This is a genomic window from Mesorhizobium sp. LNJC391B00, from assembly GCF_000502535.1.
In the GTDB taxonomy this organism is placed as follows: Bacteria; Pseudomonadota; Alphaproteobacteria; order Rhizobiales; family Rhizobiaceae; genus Mesorhizobium.
Map to the genome: position 1 here is coordinate 294876 of NZ_AYWI01000006.1, position 15883 is coordinate 310758.

Genomic DNA, 15883 nt, shown 5'->3' on the forward strand with positions numbered 1-15883 from the left:
CTGCGTCCGGGCGAAGGAGATGCCATGGTTACCCGACACACCGCCGCCCTCGCTGCCTTGCTGCTGCTTGGCGCTGCCCCGCTCGCGCAAGCCGCCGACAAGCCGACGGACCCGCAGATCGCCCACATCGCCTACACGGCAGGCGTCATCGATGTGGAAGCCGCCAAGCAGGCGATCAAGAAATCGAAGACCAAGGAGGTCGTGGATTTCGCCAACGACATGGTGCGCGACCACGAAGCGGTCAACGCGCAGGCACTGGAACTGGTAAAGAAGCTGAAGGTGACGCCGGAAGACAACGCAACCAGCCAGGCGCTGACCAAGGCTGCGGCCGAGGAGCGGGCGAAGCTCGCCAAACTCGACGGCGCAGCCTTTGACAAAGCCTATGTCGACAACGAGATCGCCTACCACAAACAGGTCGACGGCGCGCTTGAAACCCTTTTGATCCCATCGGCCAGTAATACCGAGTTGAAGAGCCTGCTGGAGACCGGCCTGAAGATTTTCCAGGGCCATGAACAGCACGCCGAGCATGTTGCAGGTATGCTGAAGTAAGGATCAGGCCATGTCGAAACGGCAGCTGTGGATTGCACTGGCGCTGGTCTTCGGGACCTCACCCGTGCAGGCCGAAACCATCCAGGTCACCATCGACAAACTTGTCTTTTCGCCGGCCACCGTCGACGCGAAGGTCGGCGACACGATCAAGTGGGTGAACAAGGACGTGTTCGCACATACGGCTACCGTCAAGGGTGGCTGGGAAGTGATGATCCCGCCGAAGACAACAGCGAGCCTGCCCCTGCGGAAGGCGGAAGCGGTCGAATATTTCTGCCGCTTCCACCCCAACATGAAAGGTCATCTGGCCGTGACGGCGCCTTGATCCCGGTCCGCAAGCCCGTCCTGCTGCGTTGAGGCTCGCCTGGCTTCATCCGGCCGGGTGATGTGTGTCCACGAGCCGTCACAGCCCGGCTGGCGCCGTGCGATCCAGGCATCCAGCCCTTCGCGCAGATCAGCGGTCGGAGCCATGCGGGCGAACTGCTCGGCCTCGACAGCCAAGCCTTCCGCGATGCTCTGGTTCAGGCCCCGCGCCACTGCTGTGAGGATCGAGGCAATTGCTGCAGGAGAATGTCTGGTCATGCGCCGGGCGAGATCAATTGCGGCGGGCATCAGCTCCTCATGCGGCACCACCTGGTTGACGAGGCCGAGTTCGACGGCGCGCGGCGGCGGGAACCAATCGCCGGTCAACAGCAGCTCGAGCGCCCGCTTGCGCCCTGCCAGTCTCGGAAGCCGCTGCGTGCCGCCGAAAGCGGGCGGCATTGCAAGGTTGATCTCAGGCTTGGCGAACAAGGCGCGGTCGCTGGCGATAGCGAGCGGCACGGCTTCGGTGATCTCGCAGCCGCCGCCGAAGGCGATGCCGTTGACGGCGGCGATGACGGGCTTGCGGAATGCCTCCAGCCTTGCGGTCAGGCGCTGTCCGCGCATGACGAAGTCGCGCAGGGCAACGTCGACGCCGATGTCCACGCTGCCTGAGAATTCATGGATGTCGCCGCCGGCGGAGAAGGCGCGCTCTCCTGCTCCAGTGAGGATGACGGCGCGGATGGCATCGTCGGTCTCGGCGGCATCGAGGAGCGCAAGCAGGCGATCAATCAGCGCATAGTTCAAGGCGTTGAGCTTTTCCGGCCGATTAAGTGTGAGGATGGCGATCCCGTTGCGGGCCTCGGTGAGCACAAGCTCGGTCATGTCTTCTCCTTCCCTGTGTTTGTCGACGGAGAGGATCAGGCTTTCGGTTGTATGTATATTCACTAGTCGGTATACTTGCGTATGAGCGAAGCACCAAGCCCTACCCGCAAACGCATTGTCGATGCCGCAACGAAGCTGTTCTATGCCGAGGGGATCGGCCGAGTCAGCGTCGATGCAGTGGCGGAAAAAGCCGGGCTGACCAAGCGCACGCTCTACTATCATTTCAAGAGCAAGGACGATTTGATCGCGGCCTATCTCGACGGTCGCGACCAGCCGAACCTCAAGCAGATGGCCGGCTGGTTCGAGATGACCGAAGGCGATGTCGAGCGCAAGGTCGAGGCGATTTTTACCAATCTGGCGCGCGTGGCGAAGCACCCGAAATGGAGAGGCTGCGGCTTTCTGCGCACGGCAGCCGAACTCGCTTCCATGCCCGGACACCCGGCCGTTAAAGCGGGGGCGCGGCATAAGCAGAATTTCGAGACCTGGCTGGCCGGCGAACTCACAGGCCACGGCGTCGACGAGCCGCAGACCCTGGCGCGCGAAATCGTGCTTTTGATGGACGGCGCGTTCTCGATCATGCTGATCCACCGCAACCCCGACTATGTCGAGGCCGCCGGACAGGCCGCTGCAACGCTGGTTCGGGCAAGGTCAGGATCGGCGACTATCCGCTAGAGCGTTCACCGTTTAGTGGAGACGGCGAAACACGCTATCTCTTTGTTTTGACGCAATTCCGGACGGAGAACCGCTTCACATTTTTCGTGGAGTTGCTCTAGAATCCAGCCGCCAGCCATGCCGTGCCGACGGCAAGGGTGAGCAGCGTCAGTGGCAGGCCGACCTTGAAGAAGGCTGAGAAGGACAGCTGCGTGCCGGCCGCCCGCGCCTGTTCGGCGACGATCAGGTTGGCGACCGAGCCAAGCAAGGTGAAGTTGCCGGCCAGCGTCGAGCTCATCGCCACCACCAGCCAGGCACGCCCGGGGTTTTCAAGGCCGGGTATGAATGGCCGCAGCGCCAGCACGGCCGGAACATTGCTCATGATGTTGGAGAGCACCGCGGTGAAGCCCGATAGACGCCAGACGTCGTCCAGCCCGAGGTTCTTGGCCGAGGCGATGATGTCGGGCGTCAGCAGCGTCTTTTCGGCGCCGGCGACAACGATGAACAGGCCGGCGAACATGAACAGCAGCGGGCCGTCGATCTCGCGGTAAATGCGTGCCGGCTTGATGGCGCGGGTGAGCAGCAGGATGGCGCCGCCGATGAGCGCTGCCTTGGCAACCGGTACGCCGGCGAAGAAGGCGATGGCCAGGCCAATGCAGACAACCACCGCCTTCAGCACCTGTCCCGGCAGCATGCGGCCGCGATAGACTTCCGGGTTGAGATCGGCGGTGCGGGCGAATTCGGCGCGGTAGACGATGCGCACGATGACGACGACCGCGACGAGGCCGAAGAGGGCAACCGGCGCCAGGGCGGCCGAAAAAGCTGGGTAGGAAATTCCCGACAGCGCGCCGATGACCATGTTCTGCGGGTTGCCGGTGATGGTGGCGACGCTGCCGCAGTTGGACGCGGTGGCGGTGGCGATCAGATAGGGAATGGGATTGCGATTGATGACACGGGTGACGTGGACGACGATCGGCGCCATGACCAGGCAGATGGCGTCGTTGACCAGGAACGCCGACAACACGCCGGTCAACAGCGTCACCATCACCAGCAGCACGAAAGGCGCGTGCGCATGCTCGATAGCGTAGGCGCCAAGCGCCCGGAAGGCGCCGGACACCTTCAGATGCGCCACCACGATCATCATGCCGAGCAGCAGCGTAATGGTGTCGAAATTGATGGCGCGATAGGCATCTTCCATACTGAGTGCGCCGATGGCGATCATCGCCGCCCCCCCCAGCAAGGCGATCCCTGCCCGGTCGAGACGGAGGCCTGGAATACGCCCGATTGCGACGCCGGCATAAGTCAGGACAAGGATCAAAAGTGCCGCTGCGCCCATCAATGTCATTGGCAGACATCCTTGTCCAAACGAACCGACGCAGGAACGGACTGTTCCCGCTCGGGCATTTGCCGGGCAGCTTTAACGCCGCTCCAGCAAAGCGAAAGCCTATAACGATCCGAATGCGAAAATCGGTGGGCAAAATCGCGGGTTGACCGATGCCGGGAGCAACCGGAGCTTGATCTTGAGACGGCCGAGATTGGGAATGAGACACGCGCGGCGGACTGCCGGTGGCCTGAGATTGCCATCCGCGAACTTCCCCTCGGAAGGCTCTCGTGGCGTATGTAATTAAATTCTAATTTAGGCTTTCCGGGTATGGATAGCTTAGCATATTTCGTCCTTGGGGTTTCAGATGGTCCAGGTTCTTGAGAGGGAATGCCGTGTCTCGGAGAACGAGGCTCTGCTGGCGCGTCCGATGGAATGTCCACAATGCCACGGAACCCGCAAGGTGTTTGTCTGTGCCCGGTGGGCCAGCTCGAACGGCCATTGCTGCCCCGGAGGAACACACCGGCTCAGTTGCCCCGGTCACAGCGTCGCGTGCATGGAGTGCGAAGAGAACCTTGAGCGTGTCTGAAGCGATCGCGACTATTTCCTGTCGGGAAAACGCAAAAAGCCCGCTCCGGCGAACCGGAGCGGGCTTTGCAACCATACGCCAAGAGTACCCTGCTGAGACCAGTACCCTGCCGAGAGCCGACCCGCTTTGCGTTTCCGCCACCGCAATAAATTGGTAGCGGCACTTCCAGAAAAGCGATTGTTGGCTAACCGCCGTCGAATTACTCGCCCGACTGGCCGTCGCCAGTCACACTGCTGCCCAGAATTCCAAAGTCCTGAGACTTAGTTCCTTGTCCCGCAGTCAGGAATCCATCCGCATCCAGGCCGCGCCGCAGCAGTTCCCGCACCGCCGCGGACCGGCTTGGCATGCGCTTTTCGAAGCGCCAGTTTTCCAAGGCAGCCAATTCCTCGGCTGTCAGCATGATCTGCAGTCGCTCGGGTCGTTCCAGCTCGGCCATTCGCGCCTCCAACCGTCAAGACCAAAAAATATGGTGAGTTAGTATGTGTCTCAATTGCAGTATAGCTAGGGGTCCCCGTGCAGCGCGTCAAGAGAGGCTGATGGGTGACTCACATACAAGACCAACGATGAGGAAGACACGCCGATAGCACAACCCGCGCAGTCTGCTAACTACTTGATTTACTTGAGAATACTTTATATTCTTCTTGCCATCTGAAGGTCGTTGGCGCATCTTGACCACGACGGGACAACCGGCTCCTGAAAGGAAGGTTTCCATGCGCTACGGATATTCGGCTCGGCTACGGGAGGATCTCAATTCACGGGTCCTGGGCGCGCTGCGCTCGCGCGGAATGGTCAATATTGCGGTGGTTGCCGAGGACATACGATTGCGTAACCTGGACGAGAACGTCGCCCTTGAAGATGTCGAGCGGCTTGTGATGCAGACGGCCCAACTCTACGGCGCGGTGATGGAGTTGGACGGACTGACCTCCGTCGAGGCGGGGAGATTGACTTCGCTTGCCGACGATAAGCACGAACTGCCTGGCATCGGCAATTCCGACACCACAGGCGGCCAAACCGGTCACCTATTGGGATTGTCCTAAGGCGCGACCCGCTCTTTCAATCGACAAAAATCCGCGAGAGAGATTTGGACCGAGCGCAGCGGCGCCTTGAGCGTCCAGACAACGCCTTGTTCCCCAAATTTTAGTTGTCCGGTGCCGCTAAGCGCTTGTGGCGCAACCCGCTTGAGCACGACGGAGCCAAAACCGCGGCGCGTCGTCCCACTCAGGTTCGGCCCACCCAATTCACGCCAGATCAAGCTAAAGGTATCGGTGCCGTCGGTTGCCGGCGCCGTATCCCATTCGATTTCGACTCGTCCGCCGTGACGTGAAAGTGCTCTATGCTTTGCGGAATTGGTGGCCAGTTCGTGGAAAGCGATGCCGAGATACTGCACGGCATTCGGGCGAAGCGTGATCACAGGCCCGGCCACCGACAAACGGTCCTGCGCCGCGAAAGCTTTGAGTTGCGCCTTGAGCAGGTCGCCGATGCTGGCGCCGCGCCATTCGGCGTCGACCAGGAGATCGTGTGATTGCGAAAGCGCCGAGATGCGCTATCGCACCTGTTCGAGGAATGTCGCCGGACTGCCCGCCGATTTGCTCGTCTCATAGATCATCGAAATGATGACCGGATGCGGGCTTCGTCGGCTTGCGTTTGCGTGCGCAGATCAAGCAGCTGTTGATGGCGCCGACAATTTCGCCCGATCCGTCGCGGAGCAGGCGTGGGTGGGCTATAAACGGAATAAGTTCGCCGTCCGGCCGCTCTGCCTGCAATGGCCTGGTCCCACGTGATATCGTGTCCTTCAACCATGGAAACGGCCATCGGGCACTCAGCATGCGCCATCGGCCGACCATCGAGGTGACGGAGTTTCCACGAGCCGCACCACAGGTCTCGGCCAAGACCGGACGATGCCCCCAAATGTCGGCAGCGGCCTCGTTGTAGAACGTGATGCGGCCGTTTTTGTCGGAACCTCGTCAGCCCGGGGCGGTTCTCCCGTTAGCCCAGCCTGACCCAGCAACAAGTCGCCTGGAAACCGTGTCGCCGATGGCAAACGACAACCATTACGGCAAACAGACCTGATCGGCATCCAGCTTCAAAGGCCGCGGAACGCTGTTTCGCAGCCTTTACGTTGCGCCGGCGGCTTCGCATCGACAGGAACCAATCTATGGCCAGAGCGTTTGCCGCTGCGTACTCTTCTCAGACGTAGCCAGACGGAGTGAGGGACATGGCTTCATCGGTACTTATCGGCATTCTGATCACTTTCCTGGTGATCATCCTGGTGCTCTATCTCATCCAGCGTCTGCCACTCGATGGCCGCACGAGGCAGATCGCGCAGATCGTTGTCATCATTATCGGCATCATTTCGCTGTTGAAATACCTGGCCGCATTTTAGGATAAGGATCGCCATGATATCCCAAACAATGGCATGGATCATTGGAACGGCGTTGTTTGCAGCAACAAGCACGGCCTACGCCCGACCCGACACGCGTTCGATGACCTGCGAGGAGACGCAGCGCCTGATCCAGAGCCATCACTCGGCGGTGTTGACGACCGGCCGGAATACTTACGATCGCTATGTCCGCCAATACGGCAACGAGTGCGACTGGCCGGAGGTGCCGGTCGCTGCCTCCGTTCCGACACGTGATGGCCAGTGCCGTGTCTATTGGTGCCGGGAACCGGTGTTCGATTTCCCGAACTGACATATCCAGCAGCCTTGCGGCGGTCGTTGCCATGGCGCTCCCGGGTTCAGACGATGCATTGCGCGAGGCGACATGGAACCCTTGCGCTGCGGGTGAATTGATTGTGCGCATGGCGCTGCAAGATGTAGCGGTGTGATGCCCAACCAGATGGAGGAGCGGTCATGCCCAATGATACAAGGCGGAGCGGCAGCTGCCTGTGCGGCGGCATCCAGTTTTCGGTGACGGGAGATCCCTTTCGGATTGGCCTTTGCCATTGCAAGGACTGCCGCAAGGCTAGCGGGTCGGCTTTTTCGGCGTTTGCAGTGTGGCCGCTCGAGGCGTTCGAAACGACGGGTATCGTCAGCAGCTACGGCGACAGAAGTTTTTGTCCCACCTGCGGCGGCCGGGTCCCTTTGGTTCGTGAGAATGAGGTGGAAGTGACGATTGGCAGCCTCGATGAGGTGCCCACCGAAGGGCTGGAGCCCAGCTATGAACTCTGGGTCAATCGCCGTGAGCACTGGTTGCAACGCTTGCCTGCCGCCCGGCAATTCGAGCACGACCGAGTCGATGACGAGCCGACAAACCGGACAGCCGAACCGATTTCTGACGGTGTCGAGACGCCGTCTAGCTTGCCGCAACGCAAGTCGGCCTAGCGCGAGCGGCGCAGACAGCCGGCAGGCACGAAATTCATTCTCGAAACCGCCCGATGCCGACAGGACCGGGTCCGACAACATTTCACCCGGTAGAAGCCAAACGCAAAAAAGCCCGCCTTGGCGTCAAGCCAAGGCGGGCGGTAGATCATCCGGCCTGCGCTGCCGTGGAACGATGGATTGGCCAAAGCCCTGGGCTGAGACCCATGCCGTTTGTAACCGGCGATTGACTACGGAGCGTCCCCGGTCAGCTGGAATTCGTCTTGTGGTTGCAACGATGCTACGTTTTGTTTGGAAACGAGAGCTTAAGACCACGCAATATCGTTACGTCAACTATGCTGTCCAAGTATGTCGTGGTGTGAACTGAAGGAATCTTCCTGTCTTGTACAAAAGAACGCTTTGTTTATTTTCTTTCCGTCACATAGTGTAGCGAATCTTGAATCCGGATGGGGCGGCTTTCATGCAGCCAGCGCCTTCGCAGGATCGCGGTCCGCACGTGCAATATCCACTTCACGGCAATCTTCATGCAAGCATAGTCAGCACAAAGTTCATGCGCAGACATTGGGGGGCACCGATGGACCAGCCGAGCAAAATGGAGAACCTGCAGTTCGCGCAAGGGATACTGCGGGAGCTTCGGCAGAAAGCCGAAGGCGACGGCGAGAAGCTTCTGACCTACCTCATCGACATGGCCTACCTTGAAGCCAGCGACCGTATCCGTGCCCACTGGGTCGGCAATCACGAGCCCGAAAACCGCAGGGCCAAGGGGTAGTGCCAAGGGGTAAACCCGAAACGGGGCGATGGTTGCCCCCACGGAGCGTTTGATCAGACGCTTGGGGCCGGCGAGGCCACCGGTCAGTTGGCAATACCGGCTGAGAGGTCAGCCAGAACCTCCCTCACCCGAGTTTCGCTGACGCCGCGCGTGTCCTTGACCCAGCTGGGCGTCGAAAGCGGCGGTTCGATAAAGCGAACATGGTTGTTTACGGGCCCATGCACATAGGGGCGATTCAGCCCGTAGATGAGCGCGCATGGGACGTTCAGGGCAGCGGCGGCGTGGGAAATCCCGCCATCAACCCCGAGGAACATGGTCGACGCAGCGATTTGGCACATCGCGTCAGCAATCGACGGGGTCGAGGTGAAGTCGATTGCCTCAGGAATGGCGGCGCGGATTTTTGCGGCACCGGCGTGCTCGCGCGGTCCGCCTACAATCCAGATTGCCCAGCCGCGATCATGATGGTCTCTGGCGATCGAAATGAAGCGCTCGACGGGCCATGAGCGGAAATTCTCAATGTCGGCAGTATAGAGCGCCAGTGCCGGTCGGTCGGCATCGATCTTCTTGTGCTGGCGCCATTCGTCCAGTTCGGCCGGATCGACCACAAGCCGGGGCGCCGGCCACTCTGCGCCCGCAGCCGGCGTTTCGCCAAGCGAGGCAATCGAGCAGACTTCCTCGAACAGCCGCGTCTTGCGGGGTCCGAAGGCCCATAGATGGGCCAACCAGCCGGCGGGGAAGCGATTGAGGAGGCCGAATTGCAACTCCTGCGGATAGCCGATGCGCTCCTCTATTCCGGCCATGAACGCCATCAGCGCCGCCTTGGTGCTGCTGGTCATCAGATAGGCCGTACGGTAATTTTCCTTGCGCAACTCGCCAACCAGGCGGCTGCGCTCGCCAAAACCGGGGCGCTGATGACGCTTGGCAAGCGCCCAGCCCTTCCTGACATGCGGCATCAGGCGCGCCAGCGGCGCTGCAACGGGCGAGGTGACGACATCTATTGGGCGATCAGGAAATCGCGCGGCAATGATCTGGATGGCGGAATGGCAACGGACGAAGTCGCCGACCGCGGGGAAGCCGACGAAGAGGATTGGATCGCCGGTCGTCAAGGAAGCGCTTCGCCGTCAAGGATGCGGGCATAGAGATCCAGATAGCCGCGCGCCGCTTTTTGGATGGGAAATCTCGTCGCGGCCGATTCGCGGCATTGCTGAGGCGTAAGGTCGGCGACGGCCTCGAAAGCGGCCGCAAATTCTTCATCGGTCTCAAAGAAGCGCCCGCTGTCGGCATCGACCGTCTCGGGCAATGCGCCTCGCGTCGTCGTCAGCACCGGAGTGCCGCACAACATGGCTTCGACCGGTGCGTTGCCGAACGGCTCCTCCCAGGCGATGGGGTTGAGGAAGGCTCGCGCTTCGCCGAGAAGGCGAAGCTTCGGCTCGCCGTCAACGATTCCGTGGAAACGGTATCGCCTGCCAAGGCTCTTGAAAAACAACCCTTCGCGGCGGGTCTGACTTCGGCCCAGCAGTTTCCAACGCGAGCCACCGGCGATATCGAGACCGAAATCGAATTTTTTGGCGAGATCGACGGCGCGGTTGAGGCCTTTGCTTGATCGTGCAATGCCGGCGAGAAATAGCAGGCGGTCGCCCTTTGCAGCCGACAAACGATAGGCGTCCACCGGAAAGCCATTGTAGACGAATGTCTCGCGCCCATGCTGGCGGGCATGATTGGCGCTGATAAAGCTCCAGTTCGCAACTGGCATGGGCTGGTCCGGCATAAAGCCGCGCTGCGTATTCAGCGTTGGAAATGGCACCTCGACGGGCCAACTATGGGTGTGGACGATTTGCGTGTCCCGCGGAATGGCTGCCCGGCATTCGGCATCGGTCGAAGCGTGCCGGACTTCGAAGAGCGGGTGGCTGGAGCCAGGGCCAGCGATCACCACGACTTCGTGTCCGAGACGAACCATCTCCGTGGCCAGCCATTCGACCTGACGCTGAATCCCACCGTAACCTCGGCAGGGTATTACGCCCTTCAAAACGAGCGTCACCCGCATTGACCTTGCCTCACAATGCTCTCAAAGACGGCCCAGTTGCGTCACGGGCTGGGCATTGTCAAGGTCGCGCCAGAAACGCAAAAAGCCGCGGCGGCCTCGATCGGGTTACGGAATCGTTAATCAGCGCTTGCTACTATACCGGATGACCAAGAATCTCGGCAATGCACCCAGGACCATCTCCAGGCAACAGCCAAAGACCTCCGCTCTTGGTGGGCTGACGCCCGCCCTGTTTCCCCTTGTGGTCGTCGCGCTCGGATACATGATCGGTCGGCAATTCTTCGGCTTCTAGGGCGACTCGTCTAGGCGCGCACGGTAAAGGCTCGCGCCACGCGGGGGACGCCGTCAATGTCCACCCAACCTCCAAAACCAACCGGCGGCACCGTACGCCGCTACCCACTGCCCCGCACGTAAGCAAATTTTGTGCAATCACGGGAACGTGATATTCACTGATCACCAGACAAGGGGGCGCTGATGAGGTGTCTGGTGATCAATCTTGATCGTTCTCGCGATCGGCTGGCGCATGTCGCGTCCGAGTTCGGCCGGATCGGAGTACCATTTGAGCGTGTCTCCGCCATCGATTGCCCCGATTGCTGCTCTGTCGCCAAAAGCCCGCTAAGCGCTGCTGAGGTTTGCTGTTCCTGAGCCACCGCTCGTGTTGGGAGATCGTTGCGAACGGCGCGGATCAATATGGCGCGGTTTTCGAGGACGACGTCGTTTTCGGCGCGGGCGCCGGCTCGCTGCTTGCTTCCGATCGATGGGTGCCGCGCGATGCCGATGTGATCAAGCTGGAAACGCATTTTGCCAAAGTGAGGGTCGGACGCAAGGAAGTCGCTCTCGATGATGGGTTTTCGCTTGCCAGACTTTATGGCCTGCACGCGGGCGCCGCAGGCTATGTCATCTCCAGATCGGCAGCGCAAAGATTGCTGCGCAGGACCATGCATCTGAGAGGAGAGGTCGACTTCGTTCTTTTTCACCCAGGATTCATGACCTGCTCGCTCAACCGAATCTATCAGATCATGCCGGCGCTTTGCGCACAGCACCATTTTGTTTCGGGACGAGAGCGCTTTCCAAGCCTCGTGCGACGGCCCGGGAGGCGGCCAAAACCGTTTCTCGATCGAATTGTCGGAGAAGCGGTGCGAACCTTCGCCTATCTTCGAAACCAGAGCCTGACCGGAACAAAGAAGATCGAGGCCGTCGCGTTCTCAGGCTCTGAGGTCGACGGCAAACCCGTCCACGGCGCGTTCATCTATGGGCAGCCCGAGCACGGCCACCTCAACAAGGCGGCCGGCATACCGATCCAGCGGAAGAATAGTTCGACCGCCAGATAAGCAGACGATAGCGGCTGCGTTACGAAACAGCCTTTTCGCGGACCGGAAGCTTCCAGCCCGGCCTGACAAAGTGGCAGGTATAGCCGTTGGGGTATTTCTCGAGATAGTCCTGATGCTCTGGCTCCGCCTCCCAGAAATCGCCCACCGGCGCAAGCTCGGTGACGACCTTGCCCGGCCACAGTCCAGAGGCATCGACATCGGCGATGGTGTCTTCGGCGACGCGCTTCTGCTCGTCACTGGTGTAGAAGATCGCAGAGCGATAGCTCATTCCGACATCGTTGCCCTGGCGGTTCCTGGTGGTCGGATCGTGGATCTGGAAAAAGGATTCGAGCAATGTGCGAAAGCTAATCCTGGCCGGATCGAAAACGATCTCGATGGCTTCGGCATGGCTGCCGTGGTTGCGATACGTGGCGTTGGGCACATCGCCACCGCTATAGCCGACGCGGGTAGAGATCACGCCGGGATAGCGCCGGATCAAATCCTGCATGCCCCAGAAACAGCCGCCGGCAAGGACTGCACGTTCGGTGGACGTCGCCATATCATACCTCCATTGGATTGCTCCTTAGGTAGGCATTGTCGCTGGCTTCTTCCAGCATCTCAAGTGCATCACTCGTTGCCGGCCGAGCCGAACCGCCGCACGATGACCTCGAAGACGATGTCGGAAATCCACATGGCCGAGACGCCGATCAAAAAGGCGGCGGCGAGCGTCGTAGTGTCGTCGGCCGGATCGGGGATAGGCATGCCGGTTGCCCTGAACCAGGCGACGGCAGGCAGCGTCAGATACGCAGCCGCCAGCGCCCCGCAGATCGGCGAGGCAATCATCTCGCGCAGCTTGTAGCGATGGCGCGACAGTGCTCGCAGCACGCCGCCAGCTAGCCCGGCGGCGACGACCGGCCCCTTGATGCCGAGCATGTCGAAGAGGTCGTGCATCGGCTAAGGCCTCCATCCGCAGAGCTTTTGTCCCTTGCGGTTGTGCGCCAAGAGCGCTCTCGCCTCGGCGTCCGACAGGACGTCGACGGCTTCGGCCGACAGGCGCAGCGGGCTCGAAATCGCGCAGAAGCCGCCCGAAGCAGTCGTGCACCCGGCAAGCGCCACAAGCAGCGCAAGCATCAGTCCCTTGCCCATGATTTCAGCTCCTTTCGAACAGCGTCCGCCGGCAGTGCGCCGACGTCGTTCTGCACCTGCTCAGCGACCGCGCGCGCCGCGGCCTCAGCGGCCGCCAGTTTGCCGCGCTCGGCCCAGGCGCCGGCCAGCCGCTGGTGAGCGCCCCAGCAAAGGGCGGCGATGGCCGATGCCAGGAAGCCCAGCAGCACTTTGTTGCCAAGCAGGACGGCGAGGAGCGCGCTCACAGCAGCCACCCGGCGACAAGCCCGGCGGCAAAGCCGATAGCATAGGGTTGCGCGGCTTCGAGATAGGCGATGATCAGTTGTTGAAACCCTTCCATGTCAGTGCTCCCAGCCGGATTTGCGGGCCAGCCAGTGCCAGGTCTCGGTGACCGAGGCGATGGCGAGACCGGCGGCGATCTCCAGACCAGCTTGAGTGTCGGGGTCGGAAGAAAATGCCGCCGCGTCGTCGGCGCCGAGCAGGCCACGCGCGACCAGAACACCGGCGCCGTAACGCAAGCCGATGCGGATGAAGACGGCGATCATGTCGAACTCCTTGCGAAAATCGATTTCAGGATTTGAAGCAGCGCACGCCAGAACGGCAGGCGTTCGACGGGGCTGACGCGCCCGCCGGTAGGCACCGGCGGCATCGCACTGCCGTGCTTCGGCGAGAGCGCTGATGGCTGGGTCGGGGAGCCCGGCAAAGGTGCCGGAGCGGGCTGTAGTGCCGACATCAACAGCGCCTGGGAACGGACCGACCGGATGCGATCGCTCCAACCCTTGCCGAAAACCGGCCAGGTCGGCAGCCGCCGCAGGAATGCCAGGCGGGCATCGCAAAGATCGTCGATGACTGCGCCCGGTGGCCTGGCGCCGACAGCTTTGAGCGTGGCCGGGCCGATCCTGCCGTCCTGTGCGGTGCCAACTGCCGCCTGCAGATATTTAGCCGCCCTGCCCGGCCCACTGTTCACGGCGAAGTCGAAGACGGCATAGTCGACACCGCCGGGAAGCTCGGCGCCCGCAGCGGCATCCCAATAGAAGCGGCGATAGACCGTCGCCACCTGAGCATCCGTGATATGGCGAAGGTCGTCCTTCGTCGCATCCGCCTTCACGTAGCGGCGGAAATTGGCCAGCGTCACGCCCTTCATGGTAGCGCCGCCCGGATCGGCCGGATTGTCGGACCAGCCGCCTTCCGATTTGAGGACGAGCGCAAGCGCCCGCGCGAAGTTGCGGTTCATTTTGCCTCTTTTGGGGTTGTGGGTTAGGGGGCGAGGATTACCGCCGGATCGATCCCGAGCGCTCGGACCAAGTTCACAGCATCAGGATCGTCGCTGTAGAGAGAGGGATGGTCCGGAGCGAACCAGCGGGCGAAATAGATCGGGTTGCCGGTGAACATGCCATAGGCCTGCGGCGTCTTGCCGCCGTCGATGATGCGCTTGCACTACGAATTTCAGCACAATGCGGCGGACTGCCGGGGCAGCACTCCAAGCCTAGCCATCCCATATTTGACGCGCATCTTCTGGGGCTTCAGGCACTTCGATGCCATTTTCAGGAAGCTCGAGGTCTTCACCATCAAAGCCGCCGAGATAGGCGCCATTGCCATCAACGAAGTATTTTGTCATGGTGTCGCCTCAAAATTGGAAAGGGCTTTTTAGATGTGGCTTTTGTACCGGTATCAGTCCCTGCAAATTGGACTGGCGGCACTTGTCGCGATCGTGTCCCGCGGCGTGGTGTAGCTGGCGGCATTAGTCGCCGTGCTCTCCGGCATGGGGCCGGGCTGATCAGCGCGCCACGGCTGGCAAGGCTGATCAGGGGATCATCGCTCATCTGGCTGATCGTTTCCAGAGTCATATATCTGGCCCGCTGCACTGCCCATTCATCGTTCTGTTCGAGCAGGATTGCGCCGACGAGGCGCACGATCGCATCGTCGTTCGGTAAGATACCGACGACCTCGGTGCGCCGCTTGATCTCGCCGTTGAGAGTTTCGATCGGATTCGTCGAGTGGAGCTTGGCGCGATGTTCCTTGGGGAAGGTCATGTAGGCCAGCACGTCGGGCTCGGCGTCGTCCATGATTGTCGCCAGCTTCGGCACCTTCGGCCGGATCTGGTCGGCGACGGCGCGCCATTGTACGGACGCGGCCTCGGGCGTTTCCTGGGCGAAAGCGGTGGGGATGAAGGCTGAGACGACCCTGCGGCCGCTCTTGCCGGCATGGGCCAGCACGTTCCTCATGAAGTGGACGCGGCACCTCTGTCATGTGCGCGCGCAGCACCTTGGTGACGGCCGCCTTGAGGCCTTCGTGAGCATCGGAGACGACGAGATTGACGCCGCGCATGCCGCGACGTGTCAGCTTGCGCAGGAACTCTGTCCAGATCGGCTCGGCCTCCGAGGTGCCAATCTCCATGCCCAGTACCTCGCGCCGGCCGTCCGCGTTGACGCCGACGGCGNCGCCCACCGCGGCGGACCTTCAGGTAAGTGGCGTCGATCCACAGGTATGGCCAATCGCCCTCGATCGGCCGATCGAGGAAGGCCTTCACCTCCCCGTCGATCTCCTCGCACAGCCGCGAGACTTGGCTCTTGGATATGCCGCTCATACCCATGGCCTTGACCAGGTCGTCAACCGACCGGGTCGAGATGCCTTGCACATAAGCTTCCTGGATGACGGCGGTTAGCGCCTTCTCGGCCATGCGGCGCGGTTCGAGGAAACCTGGGAAGTAGCTACCCTTCCTGAGCTTCGGGATGCGCAGCTCGACCGTGCCGGCCCGCGTATCCCAGTCCCGGTCGCGGTAGCCATTGCGCTGGGCGAGCCGCAGCGGGTTCTTCTCGCCATAGCTGGCGCCGGNATCCCAGTCCCGGTCGCGGTAGCCATTGCGCTGGGCGAGCCGCAGCGGGTTCTTCTCGCCATAGCTGGCGCCGGTGGCCGCGCCCACCTCCATTTGCATCAGTCGCTCGGCGGCAAAGCCGATCATCTCCCGCAGCAGATCGGCATCCGGGGACTTCTCCAACAACCAAACCCTACCGGAAAGCGCCGATG

General features: G+C 61.5%; 25 protein-coding genes and 1 pseudogene. 9 read left to right on the forward strand and 17 right to left on the reverse strand.

Annotated elements, in window-relative coordinates; translation table 11 throughout:
• Positions 1 to 24: 24 nt before the first annotated feature.
• On the forward strand, positions 25 to 549 hold the full coding sequence (locus X750_RS148265; protein WP_023705691.1) for a DUF4142 domain-containing protein: 525 nt from the start codon (positions 25 to 27) through the stop codon (positions 547 to 549).
• Between the two features lie 10 nt (positions 550 to 559).
• On the forward strand, positions 560 to 871 hold the full coding sequence (locus X750_RS148260; RefSeq protein ID WP_023705690.1) for a cupredoxin domain-containing protein: 312 nt from the start codon (positions 560 to 562) through the stop codon (positions 869 to 871).
• On the opposite strand, the gene X750_RS148255 is transcribed toward X750_RS148260, so the two are convergent.
• The gene (locus X750_RS148255) at positions 847 to 1731 is read right to left on the reverse strand and encodes a crotonase/enoyl-CoA hydratase family protein (RefSeq protein ID WP_023705689.1); all 885 of its coding nucleotides are present in this window, start codon (positions 1729 to 1731) and stop codon (positions 847 to 849) included. The genes X750_RS148260 and X750_RS148255 overlap by 25 nt on opposite strands.
• A gap of 81 nt (positions 1732 to 1812) precedes the next feature.
• Here X750_RS148255 and X750_RS148250 point away from each other — a divergent pair, with 81 nt between their 5' ends.
• Complete coding sequence (locus X750_RS148250) at positions 1813 to 2403, forward strand: TetR/AcrR family transcriptional regulator (RefSeq protein ID WP_023705688.1); 591 nt, start codon at positions 1813 to 1815, stop codon at positions 2401 to 2403.
• Between the two features lie 97 nt (positions 2404 to 2500).
• On the opposite strand, the gene X750_RS148245 is transcribed toward X750_RS148250, so the two are convergent.
• Both X750_RS148245 and X750_RS148240 read right to left on the reverse strand, forming a co-directional pair.
• The gene (locus X750_RS148245) at positions 2501 to 3727 is read right to left on the reverse strand and encodes an anion transporter (RefSeq protein WP_023709703.1); all 1227 of its coding nucleotides are present in this window, start codon (positions 3725 to 3727) and stop codon (positions 2501 to 2503) included.
• A 764-nt stretch (positions 3728 to 4491) separates the two neighbouring features.
• Positions 4492 to 4728 (reverse strand): hypothetical protein, encoded by a 237-nt coding sequence (locus X750_RS148240; RefSeq protein ID WP_023671471.1) that lies wholly within the window; start codon positions 4726 to 4728, stop codon positions 4492 to 4494.
• Positions 4729 to 5002: 274 nt separating this feature from the next.
• Here X750_RS148240 and X750_RS148235 point away from each other — a divergent pair, with 274 nt between their 5' ends.
• Positions 5003 to 5329, forward strand: coding sequence for a hypothetical protein (locus tag X750_RS148235; protein WP_023705687.1), 327 nt, complete (start codon positions 5003 to 5005; stop codon positions 5327 to 5329).
• Here X750_RS148235 and X750_RS1000000167025 read toward each other — a convergent pair.
• Positions 5326 to 5703, reverse strand: a complete 378-nt coding sequence (locus X750_RS1000000167025) for a sensor histidine kinase (protein ID WP_245261169.1) — start codon at positions 5701 to 5703, stop codon at positions 5326 to 5328. The genes X750_RS148235 and X750_RS1000000167025 overlap by 4 nt on opposite strands.
• 60 nt (positions 5704 to 5763) lie before the next feature.
• Positions 5764 to 5832 (reverse strand): annotated as a pseudogene (locus X750_RS1000000167590) (hypothetical protein); the annotation flags it as partial.
• Between the two features lie 675 nt (positions 5833 to 6507).
• On the opposite strand from X750_RS1000000167590, the gene X750_RS1000000164650 reads away from it, so the two are divergent.
• From X750_RS1000000164650 to X750_RS148215, 4 genes are all read left to right on the forward strand, one after another.
• Complete coding sequence (locus X750_RS1000000164650) at positions 6508 to 6675, forward strand: Thivi_2564 family membrane protein (RefSeq protein ID WP_023705685.1); 168 nt, start codon at positions 6508 to 6510, stop codon at positions 6673 to 6675.
• Positions 6676 to 6688: 13 nt separating this feature from the next.
• A complete protein-coding gene (locus X750_RS148225) occupies positions 6689 to 6982 on the forward strand; it encodes a hypothetical protein (protein ID WP_050587713.1) in 294 nt (97 codons plus the stop codon).
• 161 nt (positions 6983 to 7143) lie between these two features.
• Positions 7144 to 7614 carry a GFA family protein gene (locus X750_RS148220; RefSeq protein WP_023705683.1) on the forward strand — a complete coding sequence of 157 codons (471 nt, stop codon included), beginning with the start codon at positions 7144 to 7146 and terminating at the stop codon, positions 7612 to 7614.
• Between the two features lie 571 nt (positions 7615 to 8185).
• Positions 8186 to 8380, forward strand: a complete 195-nt coding sequence (locus X750_RS148215; RefSeq protein WP_023705682.1) for a hypothetical protein — start codon at positions 8186 to 8188, stop codon at positions 8378 to 8380.
• 83 nt (positions 8381 to 8463) lie between these two features.
• Here X750_RS148215 and waaF read toward each other — a convergent pair whose 3' ends face one another.
• Both waaF and X750_RS148205 read right to left on the reverse strand, forming a co-directional pair.
• Positions 8464 to 9486, reverse strand: a complete 1023-nt coding sequence (gene waaF, locus X750_RS148210; RefSeq protein ID WP_023743960.1) for a lipopolysaccharide heptosyltransferase II — start codon at positions 9484 to 9486, stop codon at positions 8464 to 8466.
• A complete protein-coding gene (locus tag X750_RS148205) occupies positions 9483 to 10424 on the reverse strand; it encodes a glycosyltransferase (protein WP_023808296.1) in 942 nt (313 codons plus the stop codon). Before X750_RS148205 ends, waaF begins: the two co-directional genes overlap by 4 nt.
• A gap of 629 nt (positions 10425 to 11053) precedes the next feature.
• Between X750_RS148205 and X750_RS01000000163080 the strand changes: the two genes are divergently transcribed.
• Positions 11054 to 11752, forward strand: a complete 699-nt coding sequence (locus X750_RS01000000163080) for a glycosyltransferase family 25 protein (protein WP_023708544.1) — start codon at positions 11054 to 11056, stop codon at positions 11750 to 11752.
• Positions 11753 to 11771: 19 nt separating this feature from the next.
• On the opposite strand, the gene msrA is transcribed toward X750_RS01000000163080, so the two are convergent.
• The 10 genes from msrA to X750_RS1000000167600 form a co-directional block, all read right to left on the reverse strand.
• On the reverse strand, positions 11772 to 12290 hold the full coding sequence (gene msrA, locus X750_RS148200) for a peptide-methionine (S)-S-oxide reductase MsrA (protein WP_023671461.1): 519 nt from the start codon (positions 12288 to 12290) through the stop codon (positions 11772 to 11774).
• A 68-nt stretch (positions 12291 to 12358) separates the two neighbouring features.
• A complete protein-coding gene (locus X750_RS148195; RefSeq protein WP_023689880.1) occupies positions 12359 to 12682 on the reverse strand; it encodes a hypothetical protein in 324 nt (107 codons plus the stop codon).
• A gap of 3 nt (positions 12683 to 12685) precedes the next feature.
• Positions 12686 to 12877 carry a hypothetical protein gene (locus X750_RS148190; RefSeq protein ID WP_023671459.1) on the reverse strand — a complete coding sequence of 64 codons (192 nt, stop codon included), beginning with the start codon at positions 12875 to 12877 and terminating at the stop codon, positions 12686 to 12688.
• A complete protein-coding gene (locus tag X750_RS148185; protein WP_023705680.1) occupies positions 12862 to 13101 on the reverse strand; it encodes a hypothetical protein in 240 nt (79 codons plus the stop codon). The genes X750_RS148190 and X750_RS148185 overlap by 16 nt, the downstream gene beginning before the upstream one ends.
• Positions 13102 to 13197: 96 nt before the next feature.
• The gene (locus tag X750_RS148180; protein ID WP_023705678.1) at positions 13198 to 13401 is read right to left on the reverse strand and encodes a hypothetical protein; all 204 of its coding nucleotides are present in this window, start codon (positions 13399 to 13401) and stop codon (positions 13198 to 13200) included.
• Positions 13398 to 14090: a glycosyl hydrolase 108 family protein gene (locus X750_RS148175; protein WP_023747766.1), complete on the reverse strand. Its 693-nt coding sequence runs from the start codon at positions 14088 to 14090 to the stop codon at positions 13398 to 13400. The genes X750_RS148180 and X750_RS148175 overlap by 4 nt, the downstream gene beginning before the upstream one ends.
• Before the next feature lie 23 nt (positions 14091 to 14113).
• Positions 14114 to 14248 carry a hypothetical protein gene (locus X750_RS1000000167390; RefSeq protein WP_023705676.1) on the reverse strand — a complete coding sequence of 45 codons (135 nt, stop codon included), beginning with the start codon at positions 14246 to 14248 and terminating at the stop codon, positions 14114 to 14116.
• 94 nt (positions 14249 to 14342) lie between these two features.
• Positions 14343 to 14474 carry a hypothetical protein gene (locus X750_RS1000000167395; protein ID WP_280790706.1) on the reverse strand — a complete coding sequence of 44 codons (132 nt, stop codon included), beginning with the start codon at positions 14472 to 14474 and terminating at the stop codon, positions 14343 to 14345.
• Positions 14455 to 15081 carry an IS256 family transposase gene (locus X750_RS1000000167595; protein WP_023747767.1) on the reverse strand — a complete coding sequence of 209 codons (627 nt, stop codon included), beginning with the start codon at positions 15079 to 15081 and terminating at the stop codon, positions 14455 to 14457. Before X750_RS1000000167595 ends, X750_RS1000000167395 begins: the two co-directional genes overlap by 20 nt.
• Positions 15078 to 15854 carry an IS256 family transposase gene (locus tag X750_RS1000000167600; protein ID WP_023747768.1) on the reverse strand — a complete coding sequence of 259 codons (777 nt, stop codon included), beginning with the start codon at positions 15852 to 15854 and terminating at the stop codon, positions 15078 to 15080. The genes X750_RS1000000167595 and X750_RS1000000167600 overlap by 4 nt, the downstream gene beginning before the upstream one ends.
• Positions 15855 to 15883: the final 29 nt, after the last annotated feature.